The following is a 9493-nucleotide window of genomic DNA, read 5'->3' on the forward strand; positions in this document are numbered from 1 at the left end:
GTACATTGATAAGCAATGCCATTGAGAGGAATACCAATACCAATCCAAACATCAAGTTTGAGATAACCGTATTGAGTCTGTCTTTTACAGGTTTGGAACTGTCCTGATAAAAATTAAAATAGACCCCAGGGAACTCTTTAGAGAGTTTTTCTTTGGCATAGGTCTGCAACTCCTCGGAGATATCCATAGAGTTACCCTCTGGCCCTTTAGAGATCACAAGTGTGATACTGTTACGTCCATTAAATGTGGAAAGTGTTGTATTTTGCGGGTAGGAGATCTCAACGGTGGCAACATCACCAAGCCTGACTTGTTTCTCCCCTATTTTGATAAGTGATGACTCCCACTCTTGTTTAGTCTCTTTTCCATTTACCGTAGAGACAAATATATAATTTCCACCCTCTTCTATATCGCCTATAGGATAGATATAGGAAAGTTTTGAGACTGCTGAGATAATTGCAGCAGGGTCAAGCCCGTAGGCTCTCACAGCATCTCCCTTGACCTGTACAGAGACTTCCTGGTCTGAATCGCCGTAGATCTCTATATCACTTACATAAGGATTTCTGGAAATTTTTGATTTGACTTCTTTGGCTACTTCTATCAATTGACCTTTATCCATCCCTTCAGAAGAGAGTGAAAGTCTGATAAGTGGCCTGTTATGTGTTAATATCTCTGCAGTGGGTTCTGTCATATCCGCAGGAAGGTATTGTCTGCTTCTTGCTATAGCATCTTTGGCTTTGTTGAGTGCATCTGTTTGATCTGCACCATCATTAAGATCTAGAACGATAGAAAAGCTGCCTGACTTGATGATCGTCTCTATCTTGTCAATGCCCTGTATATTCCCCAGTTCATCCTCAATGTCACGAACTGCCATCTTATCGAGATTATCTGCACTGGCACCTGCGTAAGCACCTCTGATAGATATCTTGTCTAAAGCGATCTCTGGAAAAAGTTCTTTGGGGATGTTCTTGTAGGCATTTACACCTAGAAAAAGAATGAATATGAGTAACACATAATTAAGACTTTTATTCTGTATAAAATAGTTTATGATTCTCATCATGATAGATCCTTCGAAAAGTCTTGGTTTATATGCTTAATTTTTTAGATTATACTCCTATAATCTAAAAAATGATGGTTTACAGTTTTTTTAAGAATGCCGAGATGATAAATATCATCGTTCCATTCACACGTCCTTGTATATGTGTCGGGTCACCTGGTACCATACGGATATTTTTAACAGTAGTTCCCTGTTTGGCTGTAAAGCCTGCACCTTTAACCACCAGGTCTTTGATAATACTTACAGAGTCACCTTCTACCAGGATGGTACCATTGGCATCTCGTGTCGGCTCCTGCTTCTCATTTGCCAAACCTTCTTCTGCCCACGCTCTTACATCATCTTCAAGGTAAAGCATATCCAGTTGATCTTGTGCACCTAGCTGTGTTAAAAGTCTAAATGCCATCACCTGTACAGCAGGTTCTGTACTCCACATACTGTCATGCAGACAGTTCCAGTGCTTTTCATTACTTGTTGGATCTTCTATAGATGCTGCACAGGTACTACAGATCGTTATAGTTTCATCCTTTGGTGCAACCGTATACGCTGTTAATCCCTCTTCACTACCACATAATTCACATGCATTCATACTCATTTTTCCTTTACCCCAATTCATTCATGACATTTTATCTAAATATTTATACACAAAACGTATAAGTGATCGTAGAAGTTTTTAGAAGTATCTCTTGAGGAGTGCCATCCGCGATGATCTTTCCATGATCAAGAACCAAGATACGATCAGCAAGATTATAGGAGACATCCGTATCATGGCTCACCATAATGGTAGTTGTCCCAAATGTTTTATGTAGTTTAAGTATCTCATCCTGTAATTTTGATCGCATAGCGGGGTCCAGTGCAGAAAGAGGCTCATCCATCAGTAAAAGCTTAGGCTTATTCATCATCGCACGGCAAAGACTGACTCTTTGTTTCTGACCGCCACTAAGACCTTTTACATTACGGTTTGCCAGTCTGTTAAGTTCAGTCATTTGAAGAAGTTTTTTCACCAATACTTTGTCATTATTGACAAACAACAAATTCTCTTCTACACTCATGTTTTCAAACAGTGCATAGTCTTGAAATACAAACCCTATCTCTCTTTGTTGCGGTGGAAGCATTTTTTGTTTCTTTAACCAATATACATCTTCCACACTAATGTCACCTTCTGCTTTTTCCAACCCTGCCAACACTCTAAGCAGTGTTGTTTTACCAGAACCGCTTTCACCCATTAGTGCAACAAACTCGCCTTTTTGTATCTTTAAGTTGACATCAAGATCCATATCACCTTGACTGCCATGCAGTTTTTTATGTATATCTATCTGTATCATTAAAGGACGCCTATTTTGCGCTGCGTATGGTTAAAAATATATACGGCCAAGAGCACAACAAAACTCATCAAGACCATCAAAGCACTGTAGATATGAGCTTTGCCGTACTCCATTACCTCAACCATCTCATAGATAGCCACTGAAGCTACTTTTGTCTCACCAGGGATACTCCCTCCCACCATGAGCACCACACCGAACTCTCCGACAGTATGAGCAAATGTAATGATCAGCGCGGTGATCAGGGAAGGTTTTATATTTGGCAGTGCTATCTTAAGAACCGTTTGAAGTTTACTCTTGCCTGCAAGATAGGATGCTTCCAACATATGTTTGTTCAACGATTCAAATCCACTTTGTAATGGCTGTACCATAAAAGGAAGTGAGTAAAAGCAACTTGCGACGACCAAACCTGCAAAAGAGAAAACCAGCTTTACGCCAAAAAGGTCTTCAAAAAAAGCTCCTACTGCAGAGTTTGGAGAGAGTACCACTAAGATGTAAAAACCCAGAACAGAAGGAGGAAGTACAATAGGAAGTGCCGTGACAGCTTCCAGAAAGGGTTTGGTCTTTGAATTGGTTTGAGAAAGATACCATGCCAAAGGCAAAGACAGCACAAACAGGATCAGTGTCGTTAGTCCTGCCAGTTTAAACGAAAGTATAAAAGGTGCAAGATCCAATGATGCAATACCAAAAACTTCCATCATCTATTTCACCTTATATCCGAAGCTTCTCAATACTTCTTTAGCTTTATCACTCAGTATGAAATCATAAAAAGCTTTCACTTCAGGGTTTCCCTCACCTTTTTTCAGTATCACCATTCCTTGATCTATAGGAGTGTAAAGCCCTTTATCTACATCACTCCAGTGAATACCCTCTTTATAGTGTGACATTTGAGGACTAAAGAGTGATGATTTTGCTATAAGTCCAATATCTGCAGCTGTCGTTGCATAGATCACAGTCTGGGAAACGGACTCACCATAGACAAACATTTCCTTCAGTTGTTCATACATTTTCGCATTTTTCAACGCCTCAACCGCAGCTATACCATAAGGTGCGGTTTGAGGGTTTGCTATGGCTATCTTTTTTATCTCTTTGGATTCTAGTATGTTCATCCCTACCGTATAATTCTGATCTTTGACTGATAGAAATGCCAATGACCCCTGTGCATATACTACAGGTTCTGTCACTGCGATCTTCTCACCATAAAGTGCTTCAGGGTATTTCATATCGGCTGACATAAAAAATTCATAGGGCGCACCATTCTTTATCTGTGCTGTAAGTTTTCCAGAGCTTCCAAGTATCACTTCTATCTTTGTGTCCGGATGCAAATCATAAAAAGCTTTTTTAAGCGGTTCTATTGCATAACTGACATTCGCAGCTACAGCGACCTTTATCTCACCTGCATTCAGTGTGACCAGACTCAATAAAATACCTAAAAGCGCTCTTTTCATAATTCTATTCCTCTAAAACAGATAATTAAGTTCGAAACGAAGTTCATTGTAAGAAGGGTCCGCTTTCAGTATACCATTACCCGCGATAGTATCATCATCTCCAACAACATGAGCAAATCTTGTTTTTACATATACCGGACTCTCTCCTAACCCTTTAAAAAAATTGATTTCAAAAACTTTTGAGTCTGCCTGTACACCTGTTTTCTCATCATCAAAATCTTGTATTGCGTAACGTGAAATAATTTTAAACTCATCGAATGACTCAAATTCATAATCAACTTGGACCATATAGCTTTCAGTATTGGCATACCAGTTATACTGTGCCATAGAACGTGTAAACCCCGCTGTAGGAAAACCTCTCCAAGGGGCTATGATGTCACCTTCATCTGCTACTTTTGTGTATCCAACCCTTATTTTAAATCCATCGTCAACAATGGCGATTCTTGCACCAAAAAGTTCAGAATCCAAGCTATCAGGATCACTATATCCATATGTAATCGTTTTAAGATTGGCACCGCCTATCTCACCGGCACCATCGTCAAACTGCTTCATATATCTCAATCCTGGTATCACAAGGAAATCTCCCAAGTCAAATCTGTAATCAGCTTGGATCATCGCTGAAGAGATCAATTCAGGTACAGCAGTGTAATTCATCATTAGTGTCAGATCTTCAACGCTTTCACTTTTTGCCTCACCAATAATCATCCTGTCCTCTATACCCCGAGCTTCCAGTTCAGATAATTTTAAACCAAAATGCATTGCAGAATCATCATTTTGACTAAAGACCGAGTAGGGGTCATCAGGGTTATCACCAACAGCCAAGAGATGGTGGAAAGAAGAGTGGTCTCTTAATTTCTGTCTTGTTAAATATGCCAATTGAAGTGAAGTATCAGGTATTAATCTACTGTTTAATGTAGCTCCCTCAAAGGTGTTTGGTATCATTTTTGTATCATTACTTTTGGTCAAATAGCTTCTAACTATCTGACGTCCTACTTTTACAGATGTATCTTCATATGTATATTGTAAATAGGCTTGCGCTAAAGATACTATATCCAATGTACCATCTGTCAGTGCATCATATCGACTCAGTATCCCCTTACCTGCTTTATAGAGATACGCTTCTTGGTCTTCAAGGTTTCCTATACTATGCGTCGCGTATAACCCTGCACCTACATCAAATCCATTCAGTGTTGCACTTTTATAGATCAAACTCCCACCTACTGCCGCAACAGCATGGTTAGCTCTTATCTTAGTACCATCACCTCTTTCTATCTCATCTTTCCATCTAAAACCAAAACTGTTAAAACGTAATCGTCCATAAAACATACCTTGCGAAAACATTTCACCTATGCTGTCAACTTCCTCTGGTAGTTCATCATAGAGATGCATCATATTACATTTTAAACTATGCTTTTGTGTATCTTCATCCCCATATACTGCAGTCAGCAGCGCTATCAGAATCCATACTAATCTTACCTGTCTCACTATTTACTTTCCTATCATAATATCATCAGCTTGTATACTAGCCATCACAGAACTTTCCTCTTTAAGTTCCATCTTATCAAATATCTCTTTTGGCATTACTGCCACGATCGTGTCATGATCTCCTATATCCACCAAAACTTTAACACTGTCTGCATCTTTTTCTATCTTGGTTACAGTACCTGTAACTTCATTCTCTTCACTCTTTGCATCTTTTGTAGTAGACAATGACACTACATTGGCTTTAAAGATCGCTATAACAGCTTGCTTCTGTTCAAGATGTAAATTCTCTACAGCTTCTTTGGTGATGATAGACACAAGCTTTTGTCCACCCTTCAACTTTAAAACTATTTTTCCCTTTAGATCATGAGATGCTACTGAGACTACCTCTCCTTGTATCTGATTTCGTGCAGAAATTTGCATAGCCAGTCTTCCAATGGTCTTAAATGAACCACTTTGTATATCTGTAAGCTCAGATAAACGTTCTAAAAAACGTGTATGTTCATCTTTAAGGATCGCATAATTCTTTAAAAGCTGTTGACCGTACGCTGTGATAGTTGTACCCCCACCATCTTTTCCACCTGTCTCTCTACGGACTATCGGTTCAGTTGAAAGAGCGTTCATCGTATCAACCGCTTCCCAGGCACTTTTGTAACTCATAGGTACAGCCTTGGCTGCTTTAGAGATGGACCCATGTTTTTCTATAGCATGAAGCAGTTCTATACGTTTCTCAAGTAAAAAAGGTTTACCTAACATTTCTAAAGTAAGCTTTGATGAAAGTTCCACTTGTTTCCCTATATACTAAGATATATAACGAAAATTATAGCGTTATATACTTAAATACATAATGAAAGAACAAAGAAAATGAAGACTGGATTATTTATGTATGGGTTTGTCCTATTCCAGCTAATGTAGCAGAACAGGACATATGTAACTATATATGATTACAACTTTTATTTTTTCTCTTGACTGTCTCCGTAAGCTGCACCTAGAGCACCACCTATTACTGCTCCTCCTAATGTTGCACCTGTACTACCACCTATAAGTTGTCCTGCAACTGCTCCTGCTCCTGCTCCAAGAAGAGCTGAATCTCCCGTTTTACTTCCAGTTGATTGACAGCCTGTCATCAATACTACCGTCGCACCTGCTACCACCAAGTTTTTAATATTCAATACTTTCATATTTCTATCCTCCTTTATTTAGATGACTCTATTATACGATAAATAAACTTTACTCTTCTAATTCTTTATCGGTTCAACCAATAAATAAGACTAGGAATATTTTGAATACCGAAAAAGAGATAATTATCATTATTTACATTTCCGCCTCTATATACATAAGTCACCCTGAATATATCCATAAGATCGACATAAGTATTCACTCCATAAGCCGTATTTTCTTTATAAAATGAACCTTTCATGTCTCCAAAGAAACTGACTCCCGCCCCAAAATTGATAAAATCATTATAGGCTTTAAATGCATCTAGGTCCACTTGTACAAAATCAATGACATCATCACTTAAAACATAAGATGCTTTTGCTTCAAAGCCGTTGATTATATCTCTATTTAGTGTATAGTAACGTGCCATATATCCTAAACTCACTCCACCATTTATGACATCTGAGGATAGATCTCCCGGTAAAAGTCTTAGTGCTGTTCTTAACCCTTCTTTTCCTTCATCTTCAGGTACATTCAGAGGTAAAAATTCAAAGCCTCTTTTATCTTTGGTTAAATCAGTTGAAACCCAAGCCCCTGTATTGGTCATTTGGTTCAAAACGACATGACCTTTTTTACCTTTATAGTAATCAGCCCGCTGATCTTCCAACGTAGTGATACGATTCACAATACCTCTTAAAGGTTTTTTGTACCAATTGTCAATATCTTTTTTTGCATAGATGATAAAGGAGTTGTCAGACTCTTCCAAGTACTTCATATCTAATTTTGAAAGGAATGTCTTAAATTCTGCATTATCATAACGTGTTTCATCATTCTTTTTTAAATTGAATGCATTATAAATAGCAGAAAAGCGATCGGTTGTTTTTGGTTTAAGACCGTAAAACTCTGTTTTCAAAAAGAGATTGTATGCAGCCAAAGCTTCAGTGTTTTCATCCAAACCCAATAATGTTTTTAAATAATTCATAATTTCTACTTGTGTGTCATTTGCATGTTTCTCAGGAAAATTTCTTTTAAAAGCGCTTGCAAGATGATAGATAGCATCATACACACCAACATAATAATCATAAATACGGAAATTCGGATCTAGAAAGGCTCCAAAATGTCCCAAATATTTCCCTGTAATAGGGTGGTATCTAGATGACAGTACCAGTTTCTTATCGCTGTTACCCCTAAAGTTCTGATTAATAGCTTCATAAAGTTTCATTGATTGCATGATGTCAAAACTGTTCAAAACGGGTGTAAGATTAGTAATGATGAAACCGACTGGAGGTTCTTCTTTCTCTTCTTCAACTTGAGTGACCTCTTTTCTTATATTGCTAGGGTCCATAAAGAAAAAAGTGGACGCCCTACTGTCCAGTGAAATAGCTAGGTCTAAGGGAACATTGTCATATAAGCCACCATCTACGAAATAATGTGAATGTATTTTATCTTTATACTTATACTCCAATTTTACTTGCTGAAAAGCACCAGGAAAAGCACCTGAAGCGATGAGAAGATTAATGACTTTTTTTCTGTCTTTTTCTATCCCGGGTATAGAGATATAAAAATCTGTATTTGGAGGCAGCACTTTATTTTCTACAATTCCCTGTCCATTTTTTTCTTTAAAAGTAAGAGGAACGGAAAAGTTCTGGTTTTTGACCTTGATACCACTGATCGTCTCAACGATAGGTGTTGCCTTTGTGACTGCGACACCAAGAGGTACTTCACAATTTTTTTTGAATATAGGCTTCTTAAGATGTTCGATGATCTTATCACCTTTTTTTCTTAAACCTTTTTGTGTGAATAGAGAACTCATATTATCCGGGTCTTGGCCTTTTATGGCAAGATCTTCTATGCCAAGGTTTACCCATGTTTCATAAAATAAATTATCATCAACATGATTATTTAAAGGTACAGTGTCTTTTTGACACCAGTACATCGCAGAGAGTAAAGCATTAATAGACCCAGCAGAGGCTCCTGCAATGGAACGTAACTCAGGATCTACTTCTTGACTTTTTTCTTTTGCCATAGTCAACATTTTGATCAATGCCCAATTATACCCAGCTTCATAGGCTCCTAGACTAACGCCCCCAGATATGACCATGGAGGCATCTACTTTGATTCGTTCTGCATGAAGACTATACGTAAATAACGTGAGCATAATTAAGAGTTTTACAATAACATTCATCGAAAATACCTTTTTGTAATTGAAATTTTTCCAATAAGGAAATTAGAGTTTTATCTCTTTAGCATATAGCTACTGTTTAATTATATCTTTTTATTTTACTTTATCATTTCCAAAAACAGTAAGTTATTCATGCATATAAAATTATTCGATCCATTTAAACCGTGCCAAAAGACCTGCTATTGTAGTGTAACCCACATCGGTAAATTTTAATTTACCTTTGGCAGTATAGATAAATGTTGTAGGATATGCTTCTATCCTAAACTGTTTTGCCCAAGTTCCATCTTCATCATTGATCACTTTAAAGCTTAGTTCATGCTCCTGCATATATGCTTTTATTTCGTCATCACTTCCTGAGTTAACAGCAATGCTCAATACGTTATAGTCTTGGGAAATATATTCTATATTGGAAGATTGCAGTTTACATGCAGGACACCACTCTGCCCAAAAGTATAAAAGTAATGGTTTACCCTCTTGAATTTTAAAGGTTGTTCCATCTAAAAGTTTTGCCTCTATGTACGGTAATTGCGTTGAAGATAGTTCAGGCTTGCGTATATAACTTATAATGTTACTCAACACAAATAAAAGGACCGATGCTATAACGATTTCTTTCACCATAGATCTTATATTCCAATTGTTGGTTTTTATCATACTTTTAACCTTTTGAGTATGTGTTCTAGTTGTCCTACATAACTGCCACCATAAAGAGCAACATGGACCAAAACTGGATAGATCTGATAGAGTGGGACCTTGATTTCATAGAAATCTTCACTTAAGAGATGGACTTCACTATAAGCATTAAAAAACGTCTCTCCAAAAGTATCAAAAAGCAAAATGAATGCCAGTTCCA

Annotated in this window: 11 protein-coding genes; all 11 read right to left on the reverse strand. The window is 37.6% G+C overall.

What is annotated here, in order from left to right; genetic code table 11:
- On the reverse strand, window positions 1-1057 hold a 1057-nt coding region (locus tag WBM70_RS06400), incomplete at its 3' end, for an efflux RND transporter permease subunit (RefSeq protein ID WP_424557671.1).
- Window positions 1058-1133: 76 nt separating this feature from the next.
- Window positions 1134-1667, reverse strand: a complete 534-nt coding sequence (locus WBM70_RS06405; RefSeq protein WP_424557672.1) for a PhnA domain-containing protein — start codon at window positions 1665-1667, stop codon at window positions 1134-1136.
- A gap of 22 nt (window positions 1668-1689) precedes the next feature.
- Entirely contained in the window at window positions 1690-2376 is a 687-nt protein-coding gene (locus WBM70_RS06410) for an ABC transporter ATP-binding protein (protein WP_424557673.1), read from the reverse strand.
- Window positions 2376-3074, reverse strand: a complete 699-nt coding sequence (gene modB / locus WBM70_RS06415; RefSeq protein WP_424557674.1) for a molybdate ABC transporter permease subunit — start codon at window positions 3072-3074, stop codon at window positions 2376-2378. The genes WBM70_RS06410 and modB overlap by 1 nt, the downstream gene beginning before the upstream one ends.
- Entirely contained in the window at window positions 3075-3821 is a 747-nt protein-coding gene (gene modA, locus WBM70_RS06420) for a molybdate ABC transporter substrate-binding protein (protein WP_424557675.1), read from the reverse strand.
- Window positions 3822-3833: 12 nt separating this feature from the next.
- A complete protein-coding gene (locus tag WBM70_RS06425) occupies window positions 3834-5306 on the reverse strand; it encodes an OprD family outer membrane porin (RefSeq protein WP_424557676.1) in 1473 nt (490 codons plus the stop codon).
- Window positions 5307-5309: 3 nt separating this feature from the next.
- Window positions 5310-6089, reverse strand: a complete 780-nt coding sequence (locus WBM70_RS06430; protein ID WP_424557677.1) for a TOBE domain-containing protein — start codon at window positions 6087-6089, stop codon at window positions 5310-5312.
- A 167-nt stretch (window positions 6090-6256) separates the two neighbouring features.
- Window positions 6257-6484, reverse strand: a complete 228-nt coding sequence (locus tag WBM70_RS06435) for a glycine zipper 2TM domain-containing protein (protein WP_424557678.1) — start codon at window positions 6482-6484, stop codon at window positions 6257-6259.
- Window positions 6485-6549: 65 nt separating this feature from the next.
- Window positions 6550-8646, reverse strand: a complete 2097-nt coding sequence (locus WBM70_RS06440) for a patatin-like phospholipase family protein (protein ID WP_424557679.1) — start codon at window positions 8644-8646, stop codon at window positions 6550-6552.
- Window positions 8647-8787: 141 nt separating this feature from the next.
- Complete coding sequence (locus WBM70_RS06445; protein ID WP_424557680.1) at window positions 8788-9294, reverse strand: protein disulfide oxidoreductase; 507 nt, start codon at window positions 9292-9294, stop codon at window positions 8788-8790.
- A partial coding sequence (locus WBM70_RS06450; protein WP_424557681.1) for a fructosamine kinase family protein occupies window positions 9291-9493 on the reverse strand: 203 nt, incomplete at its 5' end. The genes WBM70_RS06450 and WBM70_RS06445, both read right to left, overlap by 4 nt.

Source organism: Sulfurovum sp., from assembly GCF_049668085.1.
In the GTDB taxonomy this organism is placed as follows: Bacteria; Campylobacterota; Campylobacteria; order Campylobacterales; family Sulfurovaceae; genus Sulfurovum.